Genomic DNA, 26,738 nt, shown 5'->3' with positions numbered 1-26,738 from the left:
GAATAGGATGCGACTATTGTGGATTGATGATGAAAAGGACAATTTTTTCTTCGAAACCATGTTGCTAGAAGAAGAAGGTTTTACTCTTGATTGGGCAACGACCATACCCGAAGCTGCTAAGTTGCTCAATCAACATTATTACGATGGTATTTTACTTGATCAGCAAATCAAGGATATCAGCCAGCCCATTGATTCTGACTTAGTGGTTTGGATGGGGACTTTATTTATTTGCTGGCTAAAAAACCGACGAGTACATTTGGATCAGCAACTGCTGGAGCTGCTAGAAAAACTCAAAACTTGTCCTGTACCAAAAGAGTCCAATACAACTACACCCATACTTATTATCTCAGGTTTTTACGACAGTGACGTTCAAAAAACAATTAATCAGCTTTGTGACGGGAGAATCAAACGCACAACCAAACCCCTTGAAGAAGCTGAGCTATTAAATTTCACACGTAGCCTAGAAATTGGTAAACACCATGACTGAGCAGATGATTAAAACGTACGATTTAAAAGCAAAGTTGACTCACGCATTAAACAACAATTTTTTGCAAAATTACGAAAAATCTGATCTTGAGTTGCAACTAGCGAAAGTGCTATGTTCGGTAATATCTGGACAGATCATAAGTACAACCGTCGCTTTCTCAATGCCAGGACTCCGTAACAAGATTAATTCGTTTATAAGCGGAAAAGCAAAACAGCTCTACCCCAATGAATACCATTTGGAAACAATCAAAGGCGACTTCTTTGATTATTTCAAAAAGTCATACAAACAAGCCAATAGCGCATCTGAGGATGACGCTTCTACGCATATGCTAGAGGGCGGTCAGTCAATTTATTTTAAATGGTATGTTACTAAGTCTATCGTTGACAGCAACCTATCTGTACTTAATTGCTTGCTTACTTCTGATCCCAGCGACCAATCACCACGATTGACCGCCTGTTTACAGCTACAAATTTATGATGAAAATAACGCTGCTGAAATAGCCAACAACTTAAAAGATAAGTTAAATACAGATATCGAGATTACCAATCTTCTTTGGCGAGCTTATAAAGCTCGAAAGTGGCCCGAAATCGCACCCGCAATACGCACTTATACGCTTTCGAAATACAACTCATCTGTACCTTGGCCTATAACAAAATTTGAAAGCCTCAACAAAAAGCTTAAAGTTTGGGCTGGTATGGACTTCCCAATAGAGTATTGGGCGGACATTAGTATTCCTATTTTATTAACCGTTTGGCGGCAGCTTTTACTGGAACGCTTTTTTACCAAAGGCGCTGATATTTGCTTAAAAGAGCACCGCGATACTCTGAAACAAACAGTCGACCTTATCAACTCTATCAGCACAGAAGAACACGACGAACAAAAGCTCAAACGATATAAAAATCTAGTTGCTTTATTTGCTGTATTTTTTGCTAACCATGAAGAGAAAAATACAGACCTGGATGAAGGCAAGAAGATTGAGTCCAAACTGAAAAATGCAGACAAACATATAAAGCCCCTAGCCATGTGGCTGCAAGTGCGACTTGGAAAAAATGATGTACCTAGCACTCCAGCGCTTTTAACAACGACCTATGACGGGTTAAATATCTACTTAAAACATTTAGGACTGCTTCAAGCGCGCGAAAAAACGCCTTTAAAGCGGGGTTACTTAATGCTGTGGCTAGTTTTTCAGGTGCTAGAAAAAATAAAAGATAAAAAGGATTATCAGTTCATAGAACCCGAAAAATGTGCTTTGGCCTTTGTGATTACTGAGTCTGCTAGAACCATATTTTCTGACGGTTACAGATTTAGAAGCTTCCCAGTTGACCTAGCTATGAGTATGTTAAGACTGATAAAGATGCACTGCCGTGAAAACTTAGAATTATATTTACCCATTTCTTTGTTTAGGACACTTGAAAATAGCTTACACACCAGCCAATCGTCGGAGACACTCAACTTTGCATTGCAGCATTGCCAACACATTATTGACGTATACATGTTCGGTCAATATATGCTCTCTAACAAAGGGAAAATTGCTGATAATCTTCAAAAAACATTCGCGATCTCGGCCCTTTTTCATGATCTGGGAATGCTCGAAAATGGTGACAGCAGCACTGAAATGAACTGGCAAAAAGTCCACGATGAGTTTGCTCAAATAGGGTTAATAGAATCAAGGGAGCTTGAATCCCTCTCCCACTTTGAAACGCTACCATTACAAAAACAAGGTATTTCGAGCGCCTATATATTGATTGAACATGTGCACGACCACAATCAAATCCAATCTGATGAGCGTAAAAAGCTCGTGATTAGAGATCTGATCAAGCCGGCTGCTAGGGCAATTTTATTTCATAATATGAGTTACCTGCCTGACCGTTATACCAGAGATTCTGAAAAAACAGCCATGATGCTGTTACTTTGTGATTTGGTATTACCATGGCACCCATCTTCTACATTAATTGAGAACCCCAAAGCGATTCAAGCCGAAGGTCTGCTTTGCCATTTTCACAGTACCGCCAATACCTTAAATGGCGATTTGGCAACTGAGTACCAATATAAAAATACTCATTGGATCAAATTGACCGCAACAGAAAACTTACCAACGCTACTGCAAGTACTTCGCCTGATCCAATCCGGGGGGAAACTACATTTAGAAAATATAACTGATAACTATAAAAATAGTCCCCAACTGTTATTTAAAGTGCCAAATAGAAAACAGTTACTGCACTCTATGCAAATGCTCAGTGACAGCTTTTACCATCAAATGAACGTCAATATCAGAGACTGGATAGGTCAACAAAAGTCATTTTGGTCAGAGTTAAACACCAGCCCGAGCGGTGAAGCCACAAGTAACCATAACAGCGAAAAAACCGCTGAAGAGCGCCTAAGTCCCTCTGGGTCTTTAAATAAAATGATCCAAGAAGGGCAAATTCATGAAAGTGAGTTGTCTCAGTTAATTTGGATTGAAACTGGCACCGCGCCACTTGGTTACTTTGATGTGATGGCATATGCAGCACTACCTGAAGTAAAGGCGTTTTTAAAACGTTATCGGCCTTTTTAATCTCTAAGCCATAAATCAAAAGCCCCAATGTGTATTCACGGGGCTTTTTAATTCAACAAAAACCAATAAAACTGTATGATGCCAATCGGTAATAATGTTAATCAATCAATTGAATTCTCACCGCATCACCACGTGGGTGGCAATCCCATTTAGCATTTCGCTCACCACCAGACAGCGTTGCATCCCACTCAAGACCGCACTCGCGACCGTACGCAATGGCTGAAATCTTGGTGCCATTTTCATTGGGCTGCAGTGTCACTGTGAGATAGTCTCCTCGTGTTCCTTCGTCAAACTTTGCATTTCGCTCATTCGATACGCTATCTGCATCCCACTCTAGTGCGCCTTTACCACCTTGAGCAACTAAATAGCCTGACACTTTCTTCACCGTCCCTGATGTTGTGACTTTATTTACTTGCAATGTCAACGGATCAGCTCGCCCAGCGCAATCCCACTTCGCGTTGCGCTCGCGGCTTTTTAATGTTGCATCCCACTCTAGGCCACAGGTTTGCCCGTTTGCAACCGCCGTGATAATGACTTGATAATTTTGACCTTCTATTACTTCTGAGTTCGAATTTAAGTAACGCGTCGGCTCATTGTTCAAGATTTTGTTGATTTCTGTACCACTGCCTCCATTATACAAAGCACGCACCTCATCCAGCGTCAGCGCACGGCCCCAAACTGCAAAATCATCCAAATCAGCTTTCAAATTATATTTGTATGAACCTGTACCATCTTGCCCGATATTCCAATCAAGAGAAGAGCTAATGTCACCGACATCTTCAATGCTGCCTGAAATGATATTTAATTGCCCAGTAGGGCTCCCTGCGTACAAGGTTGCACTGCCATCACGGTCAAACGTGGCTACCAATAACCACCAGCCATTAAAGGTATAGTCAATGGGATCAATATCTTTCCTATCAGCTGACGTGGAAGCAATATTTATCCCAACATCATCACCATTCCCTTCGTTGGCAAGTAGCAATGTGCCCCGGTTACTGCCACTATTCCAATTTTTATTACCTACGATCACAGGATCACCTTGCTGATCTCCACTAACCCGATACCAGGTCATCAAGGTAAAATCGCGAGCAGATGCAAAATCCATTTCAGCGGGGTTGCCTAAAGACAAGTATTCTTGCGAGCCATTAATGGCTACAAACTGGCCGAACTTGCCACCAGAATTAATTTCTGGGTTGCCGCCGCCTACTTTTGCGTGAACATGATTCCCTGATTTATCCTCATAGTTACCATCAAACGGTAAATATGTGATTAAGTCAGTCTCAATGTTCTCAGGTGCTTGTGCTTGCACACTGTGACCCCTAACCACGCCATCCATATTGCTTGGCACTGACAGACCATGATGCGCAAGCACAGTTGGAGCGGCATCATAGTTTTTCGGTATTCCGCTCAGATAGCCTTGCTTTGCGGTTTTTGATGCCACTAAAAATGGGATTGTGTAATTGTCTGCCGCATGAATACCGTGGGAAGATCCTCGGCCACCGTGATCTGAAGTCATAACAATCTGCCAATCTTCTTCTGCAAAATTTGGACGAGCTTTTATAGCATCCAACAAAATCCCTATTTGACGATCAACATCTGCAATCTCGTCCACATAACCTGTATCTGATGCTGTAAAACAACACGCGTGCCCTGCACCATCTACATCGTCCAAAAATAGAAAAATGGAATCTGGTCGAGTGCCTTTTGACCAATTGTTCGATTCATACGTGCCGTTAATTATTTTCAATGCATTATTGATGTTACCAGCATCATTAGAGTCAATTTTTAGATCCGCCTCGTTTGCTATTTGCATGTCTGTAGACCACGTAACCAAATAAGCAGTATTCAGACTCGTATTGTGCCGTTCTAACAGGCTTTGATAATGTGGATATTGTGAATATCTGCCAGTATGGACGTCGGAATTGCCAGTAACACCACTTTTTTTGGCCGTCACGCCAGTCATGATCCCAACGTGGTTAGGACCACTATTTGGCGCCGCGTCTTTCATGGTTTGCGCATAAAAAGCGAAAGCCCCTTGATAGCCTTCAGCCCAAGTACCAGAAATTAACTTATCTAGGTTTGGTGTGATCGCGTTTTCTATACCATCACCCCTGAGTCCATCAATGGCTATTAGTAATGAGTGAGAACTCGCCAACACCTGTCCACTGAGCATGGCTCCAAATAACCCTAAACATAAATTGGCTACGGTTTTCTTGGCGCCTATCACGCCCTTACCGCATGTGTCTTTTGTCGTCATTGTAAATTTCCTTTCTAATAAAGACCCAAACTGGTCTAGTCCAGAATTTACGTGAAATGTATTGCAAAATCGTTATTTGGAAATGACAGTGAGATGAATTAGTAAAACGCACGGTTTGGTTGTGCGCCTTATACTTTCAAGAGCGTTTTTATGAAATTTGTAAAGTTCAAGCTCGTAAAAGGCAATAGGTCAATAAAAAGCTCTAGAGTTTGTCATTTTAAGCCTTCGATACTTGTATTTAAGTTGCCGTTACATGGTTAAAAAAGTAGTAATACGAATATCCGCATATTTTTATTTATTTTACGTGACTACTACAGCAATATCCCTATAATCAGGACAAACTTATAAGTAAGGAATAAAATGAAAAAGTTACTTTTACCGCTATTACTAGCGTCAGGCTTAGCTACGCGGGTATGAGCACTCCAGGGACAACCACGTCTGCTGTGCCAGTAAACCTTCATATTGTAAACACCAACAGTGATACATTTGTACAATTACCAGCAACTGGGTGCTCTACCTCTGTATATTATTTAAGCCCATCACATAAGAAATATGATGCAATATTTTCAGTGCTACTTACTGCACAAACCACAGGAAAAAAGGTCAGAGCAAAATTTGATAAATGTGTAAATAGCACAAGCAACCCATTTGGTAATATAGTAGGTGTTTACCTTAATGATTAACCATTAAGGTTGAATTAACACCTATCAAGTTATGACTTCTATATTCTAATCTTTATTGGAATTTAGAAGTCATAACTTGTTCAACATTGCTACTACTTGGGTTAAGTGACATCAACATCAAAGTATAACTTTGACTCCCAACGTAGAACATATGATTTAAGCTCCACTTTTTTGTGAAAATTAGATATCCCACCGATAGACTAGGTTTTACTTATTCCCTTTCCAAGCTAAAAATTTTAACCAAGTAAATGAGCCATACAAAAAGTACTTTTTTAGTTTAACCACTCTCAAACTACGCGAAATTGAGAGCACCACAAGGGATGCTATTTAACCATAATATTTGCTCCTAAAACATCCTTAAAGCAATCGATTAAATTGTGATTTATTCGCAATGCACTTTATAAAAAAATAAAAATTTAAAGTAAAAGCAACTTAAAAGCCTTTTTCTCAGGCTGAGTTTGCTCATATAATTAAGCCTGTAACAAGGATAATTTTATGGAGTTAATATGTTGAAAAATAAAAACAAAGCTTTTTTTGAGTACACTGGTGCTAGTGACTTGCTTTGCATCTGCACAAAATAGTGAGTTGCTCTTAAAGCAAGACAGTATCAGGGATAGTGTCCTGACTCAGGACAGATTGACAGCATTTACACCTGAATTCCGTGGCTCGCACTTTATCGCTACAGACAGCCATGGCAGTATTATTTCAGGAAACCAGGTTCACCATACTCAGCCTCAAATTAACGCTGCAGACAGTACCAAATATATTACTTTTGATGTGATCAATGAGGCCAGCATAAAAGCTACCTATTATGGTACTCCGTCACTAGACTTCAATGGTTGGTATGGGCATTGGGTCGATGCTACTGAACAAAGTGGTGACTTTGAACTAACCATAGGTGATGGAACTGTTCCCAACCGTGCCTGCCAGTTAGCTGATGAAAAGGTCAATATCAGTTCTTTTGAAGTTGCAACTACCAGCCATGGTAATATTAGTAACCTCAATGATGGCGTTGTAGTTTATAGCTACAGTCATGTTTGGTTCTCCAAAGAAAAGCAAGAGTCTATTTACGTTACATTGCCACAGGCAGAAGCTGTATCTAAAATAGCATTGGCACAAGGTTACAATTCTGCCACAACTTGGGTCACTACTAGCTGGAAGCTCTATGGCAGTAACGATAAGCAGGTTTGGACACCTATTGGCTCTGGAGATAAGCCAAATTTCCCAGCCATGTCGGAATATTGCCTCGAGTCAAAGGCACATTACCAGTTTTATCGCCTCGATGTATCAAATGACCTAGGCAATTATCTTAGTTTAGGCGAACTAGAGCTTTATAAGTAACAAGCTGTATTCGTGCTGAGTCAAGTGCGTTTGGCTCAGCTTATAACCCGATAATTAGCTTTGAGTAACCACAATTTAGGTTTACTAGCCCAAGTCAACACACCTTATTTGTCTTCGTTGATAACATCCCAAAACTCAGTGTTTTTTAAGAGAGCAAGTGCGTCCTCTCCCCCGATATCAACAGCTAACCGCGTAAGCCTTCTTACCTCTTCAAGGTTGCCCGTTTCTACAAACTCAAAGCGAGCCAGCTGTACAATGCCTTCCACATTTTTTAATTCTATTGCGTGCCTTAACTCCCCTACAACAACGTCATAGCCTTCTTTAGATAGCTTTAACTCATCTTTTTGTGGCATATACTGATTGACCAAATTTATTCCGTGGTAAACATGTGCAATCTTGTAGCCGAGCAAAGCTGAACTATAAAGCCATTTATTGGCCAAATTGACATTTTTCTCCATATAACTGCCCTGAGTCAAAATCATACCTACATTAAACTGAGCAATTTCGTTATTTGCTTTCGCCGCATCGACAAGGTGATGAACGGCTTCTTCCATATGTGGTAACAACGTTTTTGGATAAACATTGAATACAACATATGCCATATTTTTGGAAGGAATATGTCCTAACTCAGCCCCTTTGAGGAACAGGTTGTAAGCTTTTTTTGGCGAGAAGTCTTTACTTCCTTTTTTCTTATAATACTGATCTGCGATTTTATAATATTCTTCCGCAAGAGCTTTTTCCTGTGCATTGACAGATGTTGTCACTATTAAAATCAATAAAATTATAAACTTCATTACTTATTCCTAAATCAAACTAGGCTAATTCATTCTTTGGTTTATCTATGTAATACACAAATGAATTGCGTTTTCCATACCATTGGATTAAGAAAGCATTAACTCCGCCACTTTACCAAAAAGATTTTAAGTTTTTTTTGATGAGAAGTCTTTGTTTAGCGCCCATCAATGAAAGTTGGTTGGCTAATAACAAACAAAGTTTACATATACCTCACATTGACTCACTTCCTCCGAATGTTACGATAACATCCGACTGATTAATGGATAACCAATTACAAACAGGAATTTTAAAACAATGCTTAAAATGATTTTTATAATAACGGCTGGCTCAACATTGGCTTTTACCAGCTACGCGTCAGATATCCCATTTAAAAATGGTGGCTTTGACTCACCTTTTGACAAGGTAAGATCACCAAGCGTGCAACATAGTCCTTGGAAAGTACAAGATTATGAAACAGGATACAATCCAAACACAATATACAACTATGGTGGTCTTGTAACACGAGAGTATGATGCAAATACCAATAACTGGTACGCAAAGATCTATAGTCATCACGCTGAAGAATCAAAGTGCAAAAGTTACGGTATTAATTGCCATAGAGCGGAATTGTTCTATTCCCCAGATAGATATGATACTCACCCAGATTACCTTAATATTGACGGGCAACGCACCCAAATTACATTTCGCTTTAAAGTAGACAAAATTTGGAACAAAGGATGCCGAGTAAAAGCACCGAACTCGCCGTCAATTTGCTATTCAACTCTTATGCAGTATGGTCCGCCATCAAACGCCGCTTACCCTGTTGCACCTATGATGAGCTTTGTTATTGCTAGATATCCACAAGCAAATGAACGACCTGCAATATCACTACAGCACAAAGTGCATTGCGCTAAGCCAAGTAATAAAACCCATTACTCAGGAATCTGCGACAACAAAGGAAACAGTATCGCCTCTTGGTCTGCTGATACCATTATTCCTATTGAAGTCGGGCGTTGGTACGTTGCGTATTCACATGTACTTTGGAGTGAGCAAAACGGTGAGTTTTCGGCGGCAATAAAGCCTGAAGGTGGTACTTGGACACACTTCTCTAAAGATGGCCAATTATTTCATCATTTGCCTACTCGCGCAGCAAACGGCAAACACAACTTCAAAGCTGGTATTTATGGCCACGGTATAGACACTTCTGACGAAGAGTTAGTAATGTCATTCGATGACTTTAAATTTCTAAATTAACGAAATTTAAAGTGCCTGTATGCTCACAGGAAATCGTGTTTAAGCTGCTATATTTTTAGTAAGAGCAAAGAAGAGACGATTAAAATTGAGCAACCTATAAGAAGTTAGGCGTTATTCTCAACCTAACTTCTTAGTATTACCTGCCATTACCCACCAATACGTAAAACAACAAGTATCACATTATTCCGTTTGCTAATTGAAAAGCTCGATCATGATAAAGGGCCAAAAACCCATCAAAAAACTACGGTACAAAACCAACAGGGTATTTTCAATCTTGTCTGTTTAGGCAAAACGTTGATTAGGGAACTGAATTACAGTTATACCCTGATATATGTCCGAGCAAAGTGTTACCGCACGTGATTAGTCATCGGAACATGACTTGAGGATTTAACTTTGAGGCAGTAAAAACTGCCCCGATGTAGCTACTTACCTTGACATAACATGAGTATTTACATGTACCTTCGTTAAATATATCGGTATTACTTGCTGGGGCCTGAGCAAGACTGCGTATCATATTACAATTTTTGTTGATACAGCACAGCTCACAAACAGGTCTAGTTGTAACTACGACTGACCACAGTGCAAGTATAAAGCCAAGGAGCTGCTTCACTCACGTTTTTACAACTATGCACCCAAGAATTTGGATTAGCTGTTCGCGCTCGATTTGCTGCATCAGCAGAATCTTTAGCATACCCTATCCAGGTAGAAGTCCCGGCAAAAACATTGGCTGAAAATAAGACAACAAGGCTAGTTAGCATTACTTTTGATAAAACGGCTCTTTCCATGGCTATTCCTTTATTTAATTTATTGGACTCAAATTAGTCGCCCTTACTGAACAAAAAACACCCACACATTGAGTGAAACTTAATCATAACAACAAAAAACAATAAGTCCAATGTTTTTACTTATTATTAAAATTGACGTTTCAACCATCCTAAAATTAAAAATAAATCCTATTAAATCAATAGATAAAGATAAAAAGGTATAGAAGTTACTCCAATAACTCTCTATACAACAAAGCAAAACATATTCTTAGCCCAAGTTTGTGTGGGTGATAAGGTAGCCCCTCAAAATTAGTGTCAATGCACCTAACTGAAGGTATTAATTTCGAAAAATGGAAGTAGGTATTTTCCTCGATGTATTTTTACTTACCAAACAAAGTTAAAGATTGACGTAACGCCAAACACAATACAATAATTGTATATTGTATTCAATATTTGACAATGTAACCTCTATCAGTTTATGGTTATCAGGTACTGACAGTACATCGGATTAAATTAAGGATAAAAATAATGAAACTAAAAATAAGCAGTAAAAAGCTCAAATCGCTGTCTGAAAAACACGTGTTACAAGGCAACAATACGCCGGCAGTTGCTGGAGGTGGAACCTGGACATGCCATAGCCACATAGGCCCTCCGGGTGCACCACAACAAACCTGTAACCCAAGCGGATTCGGCCGATTTTGCTGATCTGAAAACGGCGTTAGTTGAGTGAATCAAAATTACGAAATTGATATGGGAATGAAATGGCAGCAAAAGCGGCAAGCCTGCCCAGTTCACCGCCACAATTATTACATTTTGTATTCATCTAACTGACTAAATAACGTTCTAACTCCCATATATATGGGATGTTAAGAGGAAACAAATTAACCTGAGTGTTATTGTTTCCTTTTTATCGCATACAGCTTGAGATTGCCCAGCTTATGCTTTGCTCAATATTTTAATGGCACTTTTCTTATTCATACTACTCTATTGCTGGAGCTGATTTATTCTCAGTTATCTTTGATAGCAGTTCAAAAAATGCTTCGAATTGCTGCCCTGTATAGCTAGGCAACTCATCATTACCTAAAAAGCCGTTGTGTTTGTTAAATACATCATCCGCAGATAAAACCCATACGCCTTGGTCAAAATTGTCACTGCAATTAGGAAGTTTGGGTCCATTCTTTGGTCTACCTGCAATAGCCCATTTATGGTTATTTATTGTTATCAAACACCTTTCTGGATAAAATTGCTTTTTTTCGTTTCGACTGAATCCACACTGTGTATGGTCGAAGCTCTAGGGGTTTTCACCATTTGATTTCGCTTTCAAGCAAGATAGGCATTTGTCGTTGTTGTTTTGGCATGCATTTAAATCATGCGTGATTGCCCAAGAATCTCCGACAGATTCATCGCCCGGGTGAATTAAATCATAACCAAATGTAATTGGAATATCAGACTCGGATTGCACGACAATTGTTCTAGGAAAGTTATTGATTTTTTTAACGTCATACATGAGCACTTCTTTCATGTCTTCGTCAGTTAATGCAGGGTTTATTAATAAAAAGAAGGTATTATTATTTGGCTCTTTAATGCGTTCTTTATTTGCAAAATATACTAGCCTTCCCCCCATACTATGCCCGATACCTATAATATTACGAATTTTTCCTTCTTTTTGGTAGCTGGTTAGCATATCAAAAAATTTGTTAGCTCCATTTTTGCCAATATGAGCGGCAACCGAATTTCTATTCCAGAGAGTGTAAAAGTCCAATGCCTCGAAGTCGGTCTTATCTGTGAAAATAACATCAGAGCTATCTCCACGCCACGCTAAATAAATACCTGTGTACTGAGGAGTTCGTGCATTTAACCGGTTAATAAACGTGCGAAATGTATCAAGATTTTTGTCGTTAGGCTCCGCATTGTGATGCCAACCGTGCGCAAAAACAATGACATTTTCTCGTATTTGACTTGATTCGATACCTTTATGGAATGTTTCAAGATATCTACATGGTTTTGACCCACCAAAACACTGTTTATGTACACCCCCTTTGTCATTAAACTCAATAATATATAAGTTATCTTTGGGATTTTCCCCGCTATATTGAGCCTCATCAGGCACATTTGTACAGCCTGATATAAAAACAAGGGCCAGTGTAATAGCAAGAAGCCTACAAATCATTTTTCATTCCTTTAAAGAATTGTTGTTGAGTTGGTTCAAAATAATAGTCTCAAAATGAAGCCCACACCAACTAGGTTTGTCAATTTGACTCGAATGATTTTCGATAATACAAACACACAGATCAGCAGTCTCATATATAACTCTTTATGCTGGAGGTTTTCTCGAATTTTCACTTATGGGGAGTAGGCATACATAACTGTCCACTTCCTTTAACATTCATTAAAGCATTTGCGGTAGGAAGCCTCCGAGATGGTCTCTTAAGACATTCCCAGATTGAAATAGTTGTCTTCTATTTTTGGTTATTAAATACTAAAGCAGGTCAAATTGTTAAGTAAAGATGCACAAAAGATTAAATCTGTGTATGCTCATAAATAGGAGTTATCTAAAACGGAGACAAATTTATGAACTTAACCACACTTTTGACATCACCTGTTTTATTCAGCTCAGCGAGTAGTGCCGCGCCTGTGTTATTCGATACTGATGGTAGCGCTGGGCAAGTGGCCTTTTTTATAGCCTCTGTTATTAAGACTCAATCGAGTTCTGACAAAAGTCTACGTATTTTCACACCGCATTATACTGACATAGTGCTAGGCCAGTCGGATTAAGTATATGACAAGGTAGATAACTTGTTTGTCGACGATAAGCATTGCAAGTTTTTTATGATGACATCGACTATAGCGGCTTTAATTCATAACTATGAGCTAAATGCATTTTGTTCACCATCGTCGTACTAAGGTAATTTACCTAGCACAGTCAAAAATAGAAATCGCCAAAGCGTACAAAGTGATGTAATTAGCTTTAGCTAAGGCATTTTCTTTTTAGATTGAAACGAATTAAAGCAAAGTCGCTCTTTTGGCTTTGCTTAATTTTAAATTGTATATGATAAATAAGGAAATAAAGAATATGAAAAAAATACTGTTGCAACTTTGTTTGTTGCTGGTGATTTCATCAAACTCTTCGGCGAAAGAAAACTCAATGATCTGGTATGTAGGTCACATGGACGGATCAGGAAACAAAGTGCCAATGTTGACATCTTCTCATTTAAATAGTTTAGGTAATGTAACGGAGTTTATAATCTCTCCAACATATAGCGAGAAAAATATTAGCTATGCCTCATATCGATTTAATCAAGGCGCTTACTATAGTTATGGTCAATATATATTAGATATTGAAAATACATTAGTCACTATCAATAATAACAACCCAAACACAAAAGTATGGATATCTACACCTCCAATCATACAGAAAAATTGCCAAGTCTGTTTAATTGACAAGCTGCATTATTATCCATCCAAGACCTCTGATGTAAACGCCTTTTTAGTAGATCTAAAATTAGCAATAGAGAATAAGCTGGGCACCAGTTTTTGGGAAAACAATGTAAGTGGAATTTATTTGTATGATGAAGGGTTAAAGGCAGCCCATGTGAATAGCAAAATGACCAATTACGTCAAAGCATTAGCCCGTTATGTTGACACTACTTACAATCAAAAAAAATTGATGTGGGCACCATATTACAACTTAGAAAATGGTAGCTCACAAGCTCGTATCATCAGCAGCTGGTTAAGCACTAACGCATTTGACAGAATCGATATACAACCAAATGTGATTTTTAGGTCAAATATCATTCACAATTCCAAAGCGACAACGTGTAATTCAGCCATTAAACTAGATGAGCAGTTTTGTGAACCTGACAAGACAGCTTTGTCTACTATTAAAAGTTGGGTAGCTTCACAAAGTGTGAATGGTGTGCGCAATCCTCGAGTTGAGATTGGAGTTGTAATGGAGTTAGAAAACACTTTTGATAGTCGAGTATACAGTAGTTTACCCAAGTTTGATCCAGGTAAGACATTGGAAAAAACTCAGCGTTATTACGCCAATTACGTAAAAACTTTTCAACAATTTGTAGGTAATAAAAACTTCACTTTCTATGCAGGAACGGCTTCATGGCTAAACTTTACTCCGGCACTATCAAATTGCATCAATGATTTTTATGATGGTGTTAACGAAAATGGTTTGTCAATTACTTGGTCTGATAATCAAGTTTTCGAAGCTCCCGCATGCACCCGACACTACTATTAGCAATAGCATGAGTCATCAGTAATTTAAGTAGGATCTATTTATAAAAATAGATTCTACTTAGTGACCACCCATTAAAAATTGCTAAAGCTATTCCAGAAATTTCGACAAAGCTCAAATATTAGCACTTCAAATAACAACTAAACTTATACAAGGAAATTAGTTTATGTACTTTAAACCATTTGGTTTGATGCTCATCTTATTGTCGGTGTTTTCAGCGAGCGCTGCACCCACTGCAAGCCCGCGCATCAACGGCCCGACTGACGCAGCCATAAATAAGACTTATACAATTAATTGGTCGTCAGTTAGCAATAGCCTAACTTATACATTGAAAGAGTGTAAGGGGAGTAGTTGTAATACAACAAAAAATTTATCAAGTACATCTATTACTTTGCGTCATGCATATACTGGCACTCGCGAGTACTCCGTAAAGGCATGTGATGCATCTGGATGTGGCGCATATGGTAATACCCATCGCGTCAACGTATACGGACCTCCCTGGCAACGCGTTTCTGTCTCGGTTCCTTCGAGCTCCCCAATTAATCATCGCTACACTGTATCATGGCCTACAGTGAACAATGCAACTAGCTATACGCTACGCGAATGTAAAGGCAATAACTGCAATGAAACAAGATATATAACACAGACGCAGTTTAGTATCAGCCATCAATATACCGGCTCTCGGACCTATATGGTCAAAGCCTGTAATGACGCTGGGTGTGCAAGCTATGGGGCAAGTTCGAGTATAAATATTTACGGGCCGCCAACAAGGGAAAGTAATACCCGAGGGCCTGCAAGTGTTCACGTAAATCAGCCTTATGACATTTCATGGGACAGTGTGTCAGGTGCAACGAGTTATACCTTACTCGAATGTAAAGGAGCTAGTTGCAACGAGACACGCAATATAAACAACACTATATATCGTAATATTCGTCACCAATACACTGGCACCAGAAGCTATCAGGTTAAAGCCTGTAATCTTGCCGGTTGCACAGGATACGGCAATCGAGCTTATGTCAATGTCACTGCTCCACCACCGCCTTTGCCTACTAAGCCACAATTTGACGCTACAATGACGTCAGGTATTACTCTCCATCATCCATTTACGCTCAAATGGCATGGGGCTTCCAATGCGAAAATATACGTCATAGCGAGGTGTATTGACGATACCTGCATTGAGCATTTTGCCACAGTCTCTGCACCTACCATACACTTCGATTCAACGTTGAGTGATACCGCTGCAAATACACTGTCTTTTAAAATAAAAGCCTGTAACGACAGTGGATGCAGCGCAAATAACTCAAAAACACTTTCAATTAATACAACAAATAAGATTAAGTCGACCTTATTGTACGTAGGAAACAGTAATACAGTTACAAACAATCAAGATATTGTCGGGCCTTTGATAGATTGGTCAAATAATCAAGATAACCGTCATATTATCAACAGATTGGGAGCTGCGGGTGTCAATAGACTTATTGTTACACCAAGCTCCCATGACAAAAATAAGTATGACAATGATAAATACTACTCTTTCAATACTTTTCACACGTCAACGGTAAACTATGATGCTCACCGAGTAATTTGTAAACCTAAACCTGATGAAACGCAATTTCCTGCCCTATCCGCGAATTTCAGTTCATTTCAAGCAGATCTCAATAAAATCATTGAACTGATAAAATCCTCTGACTACAAAGATAAAATGAAAATATGGGTCTCAACACCTCCGGTTATCGGTTCCTCTGGATTTTACCCCTCACAACAGCAGGTTACTGATTGGGTTAACTGGTTGAAACAGCATTACCTCGGCCAAAATAACAATCACAAACAATACGTTGATGGCATATATATGTATGATGAAAACTACTTTGTTTGTGACGATAGAAGTAACCCGGGTCTGAATTATTTAAGTCACTTGAGACGTGTATTAGATACCGATCCTGAGCTGCAAGGCCTGAGCTTTGTTTGGGCTCCGCATCGTGGCGCGATATATAAGAATGGAGAGTTTGGTGGCAGTAAACGGACACACAGCAATGCATTGGAGCTTTTGACACAGGGTAGCACTCCACATCAAGATTGGGAGAAAGCCCACTCTATTTTTAAGCAGTTTAAAGCTCCGATTTTCGATTACGTATTTTTGCAACCGAATGTATTCAAACGTGGTTGGGAAAATAACGAATCAGTTACCGGAGATAATTGGTTGCAAAAACATAAACCGCAATGGGATTTAATATTGAATAGCGTCAAGAATTGGGTAAGTACCCAAACGATTTACCAGCATGAAATCAGTGGCTCCCGAGTTGGATTGGTTATGGAAGCTGACCGATATATCTGTCAAATCGTTGAGAAGCCTGAATACTTAGACCCAAGCAAAAAATACTATGAAAAAGAAAATATGTACAAATATAACGCCTATTTGGAGGCTTTTAGTCACCTGTCTGATCAAACAAGTCATGCATCTGTGCCATTGATGTTTTATTTTGACGCCAAACATACTCAGACAGAAAAACAAGCATACAGTTATCAAGGCCTACTTGGACTTGTCACGTCATTTTATAAAGGACAATCTTCTAACTTAGCATGCGATTAATCACTTCCTGACAAGCGCTAACTAGTACATTAAGCAATAAATTCCCACCCATTCGGGTGGGAATTTGAAGTGGGGTCTAGTTGTTATAAGAGGAACCAACCTGATAACCTACTCCCCAGATTGGAAACCCATCCACCTCCCATGAAAACTCAGCCCCAACCATCGCTTTAATTTCATTAGTCGAAGCATCCCAAGCGCCCATGAGCATTCTCAAATGGCCAGAATTTTCTGTTGTTTGGTAACAAGACTTATTTGGACCTTCATAGATAAACCCTGAATGCTGATAAATAATAGCGGGAATGGATGCTGAATTTATCGCAAACGTTGTTTGAGCATGTGTTGTTCTGTCTGACAAGGCTGAAATTGTTATACCATGAACATTTTGTTGAGATGGAATAACCCTTCTGTCAACTTTAAACCGCTCATTAAAGAAGGTATTTGAGTATTTCTCGAGTGATATATTGGATAATAGTGGATTTTCAGGGCTATCTATCCATTGATTTTCCAGTAACTTCTGATTGCCATAACCTTTAGCATCATTTAACCACCAATGACCTGTGTAAGCATAATCAAAAGTATTTTTCTGAATTATGTTATTGTCGGTATCTCGTTCTTCTGACATGGATAACTTAGGCATATAAACGAGATCTGATCCATAGGCAAAACCTTTTAATTTTTTGTAGCCAGTGGTTGCCTCCCACCTTTCTGTATTTGCACCAGAATTCTGACGTTCCCAAGTCATCGTAACTCCGTCAACTTTGAAACTGAGTACTCCATCACTATAGGTGTAATCAATCTCTATTGGTGCTTTCAGAGTGCTTGAGTAATTAGGAACTCTAAATCTGCCTGGATCAGTGCATATCTCTCCATTAACTTCCATTATTTTATTATTCTCATGGTCGTAGTTTGGGTGAGTATAATTCCTAAGAGGCCATGATTCAGATTTACCATAATTCGGGTGACTTTCAGAAAGCGGTTGCTTATATTTGGGGGAAAATTTGTAATATTGTATTAGTGCTTTTTGACCTGATTTGAAATATAGATAGCCAACTTTTAGATCATTCTCTTGAGTTGTTTGCCCAGCGAAAGAAAAAACCATAAACCTTTGTGGGAAACTCTCTGCCTTTACCGCTAAAGGGATTGAGGAAAGAGCAACGAGCCCAGCAATTAAAGATTTTTTAAACAAAATTTATCTCCATTTTCATTATTAGATTTATCTTACGAAAACCTGAACGGCAATTTGACGCTGTCGCTCAAGCTGTAACTTAACCTCCAAAAAATATATCTGCCTGTTTTAGGCTAGGTATCACAATGTTGATTTATACCAACTTTTAGAAGTCCCCCATTTATACCACAACTTGACTAGGGTTATTTTTAAAACGAAAACAAACGATTCAACTTTACAATATTTGCTGTATTACGAAATAAATTTGTTCAAAGCTGCACATATCGGAAGATTTCAGACTAGGCTAACCGCATAACTTTTAATTAGTTACGGTTTGAGTAAGATGCAGTGACAGTACTTGCTATCGACCAAGTTAACTTGCCTTTTCCTTGTATTTTCAATAAAGAAAGCCGTCCATGCTTTAACAGTCATTAAAGCATGGACGGCTTCTTAAATCATTTCCAAATTGAATTAGGTGTCTTCGATTTGCATTTTGGTACTTAAACTAGCACCAGATTGCAGAGCTTCAAATTTAGATTTCCAGTTATAAAGTAATTTATCTCTGATATCTAAAGACGCTGCTGCCTTTGATACGGTGTAACCTTTCTCAATTACCAATGCCACAGCGACTTGTTTAAACTCTGCCGTGTAACTTCTATTTGTTCATTGTGTCACTTCACACTTCAGTAGTTGGATTATATTCAACTAAAAGCACCTTGCGTTATTAAAATAGCTCTGTTCTGTGCCACTTGAAAAAATAGGTTGGTCGCTACATGTGGTTATAATTAGGTAACAATATAAAAATTACTTTTGTCACTTTTTTAGCTTTATTTTTTAGTTATTCTGGCATAGACACTTCAGAACCAGAGATACCCTCTAACCCATATATTTTATTATTAAGGAATAATATGAAGAAATTACTTTTGTCACTTATTTTAGTTTCTGGCTTTAGTTATGCTGACATGAACACTCCAGGGACAACAAATTATTCTGTGCCTACAAACTTACATATTTTTAATAGCAAAGGTGACACATTTGTAAATTTACCAGCGATTGGATGTTCTACTTCAGTTTACTATTTGAGTCCATCTCACACTAAATATGATGCAATTTTCTCAATTTTACTCGCTGCACAGACAGCAAAGAAAAAGGTTAAGGTTAGGTTTGACAAATGTGTAAATAGCAAAACAAACCCATTCGGCAATATAACAGGTATTTACCTTAAAGATTAAGACATTATTTTTATCTCGACCTAAGAAGAAAAGCAATTTTACGATGACATATATGGACACTCCATTTATGTCATTTATACTTTAAGTTCTAAAAAGAAATTATAATTCCCGCACCCCTCCTTGTCGCGAGGGAATATTAAGCTCTCTTCCAATACTTTAATTATAAAACTGCACCTATCAAAAGTAACATTAATAGTATTGTTGTCTATCCATTTATATGTAGCATCGTGTGTTAAGCCCTCTCCTTCCACAGTAACATTAAATAGTACCTTTGTCAGAAATAGTTCCTTAGACAGCAAAGAATAAACCTCAAGGGTAAACACATCTTCCTTTTTATCTATTACTCTAGTTCCTACTTGCAACAAACCATCTGCCGACCTTACCACCCCTACTGGGTGCACAAACCATTGACCTAAGTTGTTTAACTTTATTCTGTAATCACCAGAATCTCGGCTTTCAAGTATATAGCTTGTTTCACTCTCCCGACTGATCTTCCAATAAAGTTGGTAAGTAACCGGTAAAGGCACATTTGATTGCTTGCCATTGTGCTCTATAACAACATGCAAATCACCACTAACATCGTTGCAAAGTATCGGTAGGCCTTCCTCTATTTTATCTAAACAGCTTTTCCCCTGATTTAACCAAGTTAAAAGCAAAAACGAGATTGCCACCCCAATAGGATAAATAGCTTTTTTCTTCATAACACTTTCCTATTTCTTCAGCCTCAGAGCCATTTTATTCACTTTTGATAAGTCCAATTGAAAAAAGGAGACATCGGAATTAGAACTTTTAAAATTTTGTGATGATACCCATTTATACCATAATTCGACCCAAGCTTGATTCCAAGACAAAAAAACGATTCAACAACCCCATATTTACTTTTTTGCGAAAGAAACTTGCCCAAACTTGCGTTTATAGAAGGATTTCAGATAGGGCTAACCGCATAACTTTTAATTAGTTATGGTTTGATTAAAATGCAGTGACAGTACTTGGTTTCGTTCAAGTCAATTTGCCTCTATTTGCTATAAAAAAAGCCATCCATACTTTAACGTTCAGTAAAGCATAGACGGCTTATTACACTATTCCCCAGTTGAATTGGGCGTCATCTTTATTACTTTTTATATGAATATATTTATTCATATAAAACAACCTGTTAAGTTATTATTTCCTATTCAAAAAAACTTCTTTATTCGATACTATTCGCACTGAAAAATAGAAAATATCTTAAGACAAAAAATAAGGATGACTATGTTTAAACTTCTTGGTATTTGCTCTTTGGCTTTTGCCTCAGCCGCTAGTGCTCAACCATTCACCCTCATCGAAGACGTCAAAATAACAGACCAAAAAATTACTATACCGGTCAATGGATTTAACGATCCGGTTGTATTTGCTTCCATACCCACTCTGAATGATCCGCAAGCGGGTGTTGTATCAATTTCAAACGTGACCGATTCAAGCTTTGATGTTCAATTTAAAGAGTGGCCGTATTTAGATGGCCTACATGGTGAAGAGCGTGTTGCCTTTTTAGTTGCGGAAAAAGGACGCCACCAGCTTCAAGATGGGAGTTTTTGGGAAATTGGTGAATTCACCATGACTGGCGGTTCCACTCATCAATTTTTTAACGAAAGCTTTGCCCATACACCGCATATTTTACTCAGTGGTCAAACACAAAATGACCCCGATGCCTATTCATTACGTGTTTCAAGCGCATCAGCGCTAACCTTCGGTGTTGCACTCGATGAGCAAGAGGCGGGAAACAATCATGCTGAAGAGTCGATTGGCTACCTTGCCGTTTATAGTCCTACCAATGCAGGGATCACACACAATAATGAAGCTTATGAGTTGACGCACCAAGCCATTAACCAAGAAGGGTTTCAAACCGTCAATGGAAAGCTGCTCGTACAAGAGGAGCAATCACGTGACACCGAAACCGACCATCTACTTGAAATTATAAATATCCTAACTGTTAAGAATAAGCTGTTTGCTCAGGATATTACTCACTATGGCAAAGATACGATGGCCCTTCGTCTAGATACTGGTAGTCAATTTGCCATTGACCCTGGAGAAGCAACTGGGCAATATGGCAACATTGCATTGCTAGGCAGCAATGGGCTAACTGAGGCCTCTTACACCGCTAGTAACTCTTATTCAAAAGATAGCCCTTCAGGCGCATTTGATGGCTTTAACAACGGTCAACAAGTAAACATTGACGCTCAAAAACGCATCAGGCGTGGGATATGGGTCTCTACAATCGAGCAAGAACACTGGCTACAAGTCGCGTTTGAGCGTAATGCGTATATCACTTCTTTTAGAGTTATGCTTTATGAAGGAGCTAAAACTATGGGACCAAAAGAAGTTACCCTGCAAGTTTCGCAAGACAATGTGCACTTTAGAGACCACGAGACGTTCACAATCCCAATGGGCCTTAACCAACTTATTACTTTAACAGAGCCTGCTATCGGGAAGAATATCAGACTAAAAATTCACTCTACACATAATAGTGCGAGCTCCATGCGTGTCATAGGCGAATTAGAGTATTATGGCGGCTTTGTAACACATGATACCGTCATAGAACCTGAAGACCCAACACCGATTGAAGGCACCACATGCGCTTCAATAAAACAGCAAACACCAAATGCAACCACCGGGATTTATCAGATAGACCCAGATGGAAATGGCGGTGAGCCTGCATTCTATGCCCATTGTGAAATGACACTTAATGGGGGGGGCTGGACACTGGTAGCAAACCACTCGGATGGGCTAAATGAACTGGTTGTGACTTCACCGGTAACGGAAGCGACTAGCGGCGTATTACCAGCAGCACAATGGCAGAATATTCAAAAGCAGATGACTTCAGGTATGATGTTTGTAGATGAGAACAATCAGGTTTCACAAATCAGTAAAGCTAAATTAACCAACGCTAACTGTGTTTCTTTGCAACAAAATGCCGATTTAAGCCAGCCCAAAGTCCCCTATGATACAGCTGTACTATGGCAACATGAAGGAACTGGATGTAGCCTATCCGGTCTTGATTACTCATTTATCAGTTTAAGTACAAAGCCAACAAGCCGCGGTGATGGTTACACGCGCAATGGCGCATCGCTCTATCAGCATAATGTTAAGTTTGACCTCTGGCCATATAACAACGGCGTATACAGTGGTGCGGAACAAAACTCTTTACTGTACTACGTTAAATAAGCATTGGGCCGACTCGCTAATGGAGTCGGCCTTCTATTTCTGTATCAATAGGCGATGAGTAACATTCCGCAAACTTCAAAGCAGAAACAAATCACACAAACATGTTGGATTAGCTTTTATTTGCTTCTGGCGTTGCTTAAATTTGAGCTTTCGAAGGATTTTAGACATGAGTAACCCAATAACTCTTAGTTAGTTATGGTTAAAGTTAAGAAAAAATAAGTTAAGAAAAAATTGGACAGGCACTTTTCTTTCACTTGAAAATATGAGTGGTGCACTTGGAACTTGAATTCGGGCCGTAATACTTGGTATCCACCAAGCTAACTTGTCTCTTCCTTGCTATTGCCATAAAAAAAGCCATCCATACTTTAACGTTCAGTAAAGCATAGACGGCTTATTAGACTATTCCCAAATTTGGTTGGGTGTCACATGTATTCCGTTACAATATATTCGCTAATACAACAAATAGAACAAGCGCAACTAAAGCGACAATTTTATTTTTATTTTTCAAATTAAAAATCTTTTTTCGCTCAATCTCGCTTACAGAAGTAAACTTACATAACAACAGCTCTGTAAAGAACGACAAAATAAAAATTATTATAGAACCCCACAGCATTATGGATAAACTAAAGATTCCAGTAGCTATAAGAACCAGTCCAATCGGAACAAAAAATATTAATATTCCAATAACCCACTTACTAATCAGAAATCGACGATAGTTAAGTGAGTTACAATTATTACATCTACAAGGAAATGAAATAGTTGCAAAGGCGGAATACCACCCAAGATCACTTCCACAATTATTACAATTTTTATTCATCTAACGACCTAAATAACTATCTAACATTTTATCTACCGACAATTCACTCCCATATGTATGAGATGCTTGGAGAGAAGAGCCTACCAAGCCAAGAGGAGCCATTAGCGGGTTAACCAAAAGAGATGCCGTGCCTGAAGCAGATAACCTCCCCCATATTTGAAACTTAGCACCGCTTGAATTAACAGCATAATTTAACCCCGCAGAAATAGTAAGGTTGGTGGAATCATATAGTTCAGGGTCATTGTAATACTCATAAAGCGCAGTTCCAATACGCCCCGCATCATTATATACCGAATTGAAGTTAGCTATACATGACTCTGAACCGCTAACTGCTGCACACCCTCCATAGTAATAAAATTTACCCGCATGTTTTGTGACTACCCATATATCCTCCCCGAATGACTTGGCACCGTCATAAAACCTTTTTAACCCTCCTTCAGTTTCCTTGAACATTAACATGACACCCAATCCTATTTATACCACAACTACATCCCTGCTAGTTTCAAATCAGAAATAAACCTCTAAAAAATGCTCAATTCGCGTCGATTACTCCGGTATTTTACTTAGATTTATATTTTTATAGGGATTTAAGACGTGACTAACCACCTAACTTTTAAAAAGTTACAATTGGTTTGTGGTATTTAATACGTGTTAAAGACTAAGCAAGCAACTCACTACACTGCGACAAACTGCCTCGCCGTTTCAACTTTAAATGCTCGCAGTATTTTTGCTTAGCGTCAGGCCGCCCTACTGAGCCTTTAAACACCTTGGTAAATTTGGTAGTGAGTTTTAACCAATTCTCTGGTTGGATATTAAGCCTCGCTAAAATGGGCTGAGAGTCCGTGATAAATCCGCGTTTGTCTTCGCGGATACATCGCCCCGTTAAGTCAACGAGTTCTAAATAATATTTAAATTCAAATGGTAAGCCTTTTGGCATGTGTTTTCGTGGATTTCCCGCAAATCGTAGGAGTGCCTTAGGTTGTTTTCCCTCTTTAGCTGTCTCAATACGCTTTTTAATACTGGTGTGGTCTGACTCTTCTGGTGTCTCTGCCATTTTTGCTCTGACTGGATTTAAATCAACATATGCCAAGCACGCTGCCAACGCGGCTTCATCTAACAAGGCTTGTGACTTAAAACGCCCCTCCCAAAAACGGCCTGTGCAGCCATCTTCTTTATTGGCTTTACGTGCGATATCTTCATTGAGCGTGCGCATAAACCAGCTTATATCAGCTAGGCGCTTTCTATGTTTATCTATCAGCTCTGACAACAAACAACGCTCTGAGTTAGTTAATGTCTCACCATCGATAAACTTATGAGTCAGCCAAGTCCCTTTAAATTGTTTATGCCAACGAATCAAAATAGCTTTATCATTTAGACGTTTTGCTTTTTTATCATCAACATACAAAACAATATGGGTATGGTTACTCATCACTGCATATGCGCAAATATCAATACAAAACACCTTGGCTAGTTGTAACAGCTTCTCTTCAACCCAGCCTCTTCGGTGCTCATATGACTTGCCCGTTACTTTATCCTCTCCGCATAAAAATGCGCGCCTTACGCATCGTGATATACAGTGATAATACTTGGTATCCACCAAGCTTATTTGTCTCTTCCTTGCTATTGCCATAAAAAAGCCATCCATACTTTAACGTTCAGTAAAGCATAGACGGCTTATTAGACTATTCCCAAATTTGGTTGGGTGTCACATGTATTTCAGCCCTAGAATTGTTATTTGTGCAACAGCCTGTTGCACAAACTTACAAAAGTGAAATTCCCAGCAGTATGTGACCAAACATGAAAAAACCCCAGCAAGTGCCGGGGCTTTGGATTGGTGTCTTTTATTTCTTCAAATTAGAATGGGTGTCACCTATATTTTTTTTCTTACATTCAAAAAAAACCTTCACTTTCTTTAAAGCTTTACTTTCTTCTCTTAAAAATCCAATATCTAATATTTTTAAATCAGCCTTGTTAAATGTAAGCACTATGAACTTTATCCACTTATAATTTCCAGAAAAATTATCTACCATATCCACTTTATAGACTATTTGTTTTTTTTCACCATCTTCCTCTAATACTCCCCAAGATTTTACGCTCTTGACTGAAGAAACAAATGGAATCAATGTAATTCTATATTTAATTAAGTGATAACTCATCATGCTTTCACGTTCTTCATACTTTTTATATCTAGAAAATAGTTCTTCATCATATGAAAAGTAATCTAGTATCTTTTTTGCTGATACAATAGATTTGTTCATTGACTTGGAATCTTCAATGAACTCTGAAAAGACAGAATACTCATCATTATCACAATTAAAAGCATTAACTGCGAAGCTTAAGTGAGAAAATATAATAAAAACCGCGTTTAATAAAATTCCCTTATTAATTATAATTTTACTTTTTAACACTAACATTCTGTTCCTAACCTCTTGCAAGTTACTTCTGGATGCCCACTAGCATAATCATAAATTCTTCTGACCGGTGAGTTTAAGAGGCTATCTACAACATCAGCACTATACACTTCCACAGTTTTTTTGTTAAAAAACAAAAAACCTGGAACTTGTACTTTAGCTTTAAAATCGATGCTGTTTCTTCCTACTTCTAGCGCTATCTCGCCAATACCATTTTTTAAACCCAACGCAGTTATTTCATTGGCAAAATCAGAGCCAATAAGTGGCTCTAGCCGTCCATTCTCCCACGAAAACTGTAGTCCACTTTCTTTAATTTGAATTACGATCTTATCACCCACGTTGGCAATAAAACCATCCTTACTACTATATTCAACTTCTAACCTTTTTTTCAGCTTAAAAATTGTATACTTTTGTTCTTCTGATAGTTTATTTACAAAACTATTCGGCATCTCCCCATTCAACACGTGCATCATCGCCGCAGTCCTTGCGCCATTTGAGAACTTACCACCAGTAAGCGCACTCGCTGTACCACCAACAATCGCTGCTATCGCTGTCCGCCCTGCAATTGCTGGCCATGCACGGTTATTCAAATTAAACCCGGCATTACCCATAGCCATCTTGGTAAAACCAGCCGAAATAAATCCATGGCCGAATTTACCACCTGACAGGACACTAGATACTCCACCCACAACTGCATGACTTCCAGCCCATTGCAATTGCTGGCCCAGTTCCAAGTCTCCGAATGATAAATCAGACCCTGGCTTAATGCCAAACTCGGCTTTAAAATGCTGTCCTACCTGCTGGAATGCGTAAGCAGAGACCGCCGCAATAGCACCACTCTTTAACGCAGAACCAACATCCCCCGTCACAGCATAGCTTTGCGCAGTATTGTATATCCCCAAACAAGCCGGCGCCGCTGCATTACATGCTATCCCAATCCCAACCTGAACAGCGGCATTAAGGAC

General features: G+C 38.8%; 21 protein-coding genes and 1 pseudogene. 10 read left to right on the top strand and 12 right to left on the bottom strand.

Annotation, left to right across the window (positions count from 1 at the left end; genetic code table 11):
- Positions 1–7 precede the first annotated feature (7 nt).
- Together N483_RS14405 and N483_RS14400 are read left to right on the top strand one after the other, a co-directional pair.
- Positions 8–487, top strand: a complete 480-nt coding sequence (locus tag N483_RS14405) for a response regulator (protein WP_023397503.1) — start codon at positions 8–10, stop codon at positions 485–487.
- Positions 480–3,041, top strand: coding sequence for a hypothetical protein (locus N483_RS14400; protein WP_023397502.1), 2,562 nt, complete (start codon positions 480–482; stop codon positions 3,039–3,041). The genes N483_RS14405 and N483_RS14400 overlap by 8 nt, the downstream gene beginning before the upstream one ends.
- A 97-nt stretch (positions 3,042–3,138) precedes the next feature.
- On the opposite strand, the gene N483_RS14395 is transcribed toward N483_RS14400, so the two are convergent.
- A complete protein-coding gene (locus N483_RS14395; RefSeq protein WP_023397501.1) occupies positions 3,139–5,298 on the bottom strand; it encodes an alkaline phosphatase family protein in 2,160 nt (719 codons plus the stop codon).
- 1,235 nt (positions 5,299–6,533) lie between these two features.
- Here N483_RS14395 and N483_RS14385 point away from each other — a divergent pair.
- Positions 6,534–7,322: a hypothetical protein gene (locus N483_RS14385; RefSeq protein WP_196764409.1), complete on the top strand. Its 789-nt coding sequence runs from the start codon at positions 6,534–6,536 to the stop codon at positions 7,320–7,322.
- A gap of 104 nt (positions 7,323–7,426) precedes the next feature.
- Here N483_RS14385 and N483_RS14380 read toward each other — a convergent pair whose 3' ends face one another.
- On the bottom strand, positions 7,427–8,116 hold the full coding sequence (locus N483_RS14380) for a sel1 repeat family protein (RefSeq protein ID WP_023397497.1): 690 nt from the start codon (positions 8,114–8,116) through the stop codon (positions 7,427–7,429).
- A 295-nt stretch (positions 8,117–8,411) separates the two neighbouring features.
- On the opposite strand from N483_RS14380, the gene N483_RS14375 reads away from it, so the two are divergent.
- A complete protein-coding gene (locus tag N483_RS14375; RefSeq protein ID WP_023397496.1) occupies positions 8,412–9,350 on the top strand; it encodes a hypothetical protein in 939 nt (312 codons plus the stop codon).
- 554 nt (positions 9,351–9,904) lie between these two features.
- Here N483_RS14375 and N483_RS14370 read toward each other — a convergent pair.
- The gene (locus N483_RS14370; RefSeq protein WP_023397495.1) at positions 9,905–10,135 is read right to left on the bottom strand and encodes a hypothetical protein; all 231 of its coding nucleotides are present in this window, start codon (positions 10,133–10,135) and stop codon (positions 9,905–9,907) included.
- A 507-nt stretch (positions 10,136–10,642) separates the two neighbouring features.
- Here N483_RS14370 and N483_RS27005 point away from each other — a divergent pair.
- Complete coding sequence (locus N483_RS27005; RefSeq protein WP_023397494.1) at positions 10,643–10,819, top strand: hypothetical protein; 177 nt, start codon at positions 10,643–10,645, stop codon at positions 10,817–10,819.
- Between the two features lie 274 nt (positions 10,820–11,093).
- Here the strand turns inward: N483_RS27005 and N483_RS14365 are convergent, their stop codons facing one another.
- Both N483_RS14365 and N483_RS14360 read right to left on the bottom strand, forming a co-directional pair.
- Complete coding sequence (locus tag N483_RS14365; protein WP_036975012.1) at positions 11,094–11,339, bottom strand: hypothetical protein; 246 nt, start codon at positions 11,337–11,339, stop codon at positions 11,094–11,096.
- Positions 11,340–11,405: 66 nt separating this feature from the next.
- Complete coding sequence (locus N483_RS14360; RefSeq protein WP_023397493.1) at positions 11,406–12,284, bottom strand: hypothetical protein; 879 nt, start codon at positions 12,282–12,284, stop codon at positions 11,406–11,408.
- Between the two features lie 401 nt (positions 12,285–12,685).
- Between N483_RS14360 and N483_RS14355 the strand changes: the two genes are divergently transcribed.
- The 3 genes from N483_RS14355 (at position 12,686) to N483_RS14345 (ending at position 16,950) form a co-directional block, all read left to right on the top strand.
- The gene (locus tag N483_RS14355) at positions 12,686–12,889 is read left to right on the top strand and encodes a hypothetical protein (RefSeq protein WP_023397492.1); all 204 of its coding nucleotides are present in this window, start codon (positions 12,686–12,688) and stop codon (positions 12,887–12,889) included.
- Positions 12,890–13,136: 247 nt separating this feature from the next.
- Positions 13,137–14,363 (top strand): hypothetical protein, encoded by a 1,227-nt coding sequence (locus tag N483_RS14350; RefSeq protein ID WP_155250706.1) that lies wholly within the window; start codon positions 13,137–13,139, stop codon positions 14,361–14,363.
- A 163-nt stretch (positions 14,364–14,526) separates the two neighbouring features.
- Positions 14,527–16,950 (top strand): hypothetical protein, encoded by a 2,424-nt coding sequence (locus tag N483_RS14345; protein ID WP_023397490.1) that lies wholly within the window; start codon positions 14,527–14,529, stop codon positions 16,948–16,950.
- A 76-nt stretch (positions 16,951–17,026) separates the two neighbouring features.
- On the opposite strand, the gene N483_RS14340 is transcribed toward N483_RS14345, so the two are convergent.
- Together N483_RS14340 and N483_RS14335 are read right to left on the bottom strand one after the other, a co-directional pair.
- Positions 17,027–18,136: a hypothetical protein gene (locus N483_RS14340; RefSeq protein ID WP_023397489.1), complete on the bottom strand. Its 1,110-nt coding sequence runs from the start codon at positions 18,134–18,136 to the stop codon at positions 17,027–17,029.
- Positions 18,137–18,586: 450 nt separating this feature from the next.
- Positions 18,587–18,763: pseudogene (locus N483_RS14335) on the bottom strand (transposase); the annotation flags it as partial.
- Positions 18,764–19,023: 260 nt separating this feature from the next.
- On the opposite strand from N483_RS14335, the gene N483_RS14330 reads away from it, so the two are divergent.
- Complete coding sequence (locus tag N483_RS14330) at positions 19,024–19,347, top strand: hypothetical protein (protein ID WP_023397488.1); 324 nt, start codon at positions 19,024–19,026, stop codon at positions 19,345–19,347.
- Positions 19,348–19,421: 74 nt separating this feature from the next.
- On the opposite strand, the gene N483_RS14325 is transcribed toward N483_RS14330, so the two are convergent.
- Entirely contained in the window at positions 19,422–20,048 is a 627-nt protein-coding gene (locus N483_RS14325; protein ID WP_023397487.1) for a hypothetical protein, read from the bottom strand.
- Between the two features lie 547 nt (positions 20,049–20,595).
- Between N483_RS14325 and N483_RS14320 the strand changes: the two genes are divergently transcribed.
- A complete protein-coding gene (locus N483_RS14320; protein ID WP_023397486.1) occupies positions 20,596–22,545 on the top strand; it encodes a discoidin domain-containing protein in 1,950 nt (649 codons plus the stop codon).
- 817 nt (positions 22,546–23,362) lie between these two features.
- Here the strand turns inward: N483_RS14320 and N483_RS14310 are convergent.
- The 4 genes from N483_RS14310 to N483_RS27280 all read right to left on the bottom strand — a co-directional run.
- Positions 23,363–23,821, bottom strand: a complete 459-nt coding sequence (locus tag N483_RS14310) for a hypothetical protein (protein WP_023397484.1) — start codon at positions 23,819–23,821, stop codon at positions 23,363–23,365.
- Between the two features lie 199 nt (positions 23,822–24,020).
- Positions 24,021–24,992 carry a transposase gene (locus tag N483_RS14305; RefSeq protein WP_023397483.1) on the bottom strand — a complete coding sequence of 324 codons (972 nt, stop codon included), beginning with the start codon at positions 24,990–24,992 and terminating at the stop codon, positions 24,021–24,023.
- Between the two features lie 211 nt (positions 24,993–25,203).
- Entirely contained in the window at positions 25,204–25,776 is a 573-nt protein-coding gene (locus N483_RS14300; RefSeq protein ID WP_023397482.1) for a hypothetical protein, read from the bottom strand.
- Positions 25,770–26,738, bottom strand: a 969-nt coding sequence (locus tag N483_RS27280) for a hypothetical protein (protein WP_196764408.1), incomplete at its 5' end; no start/stop codon positions are given. The genes N483_RS14300 and N483_RS27280, both read right to left, overlap by 7 nt.

The sequence above is a fragment of the Pseudoalteromonas luteoviolacea NCIMB 1944 genome (assembly GCF_001625565.1).
Classification (GTDB): domain Bacteria; phylum Pseudomonadota; class Gammaproteobacteria; order Enterobacterales; family Alteromonadaceae; genus Pseudoalteromonas; species Pseudoalteromonas luteoviolacea_F.
The sequence above is the reverse complement of the archived record's forward strand: the minus strand, read 5'-3'. Positions and strand labels throughout refer to the sequence as shown.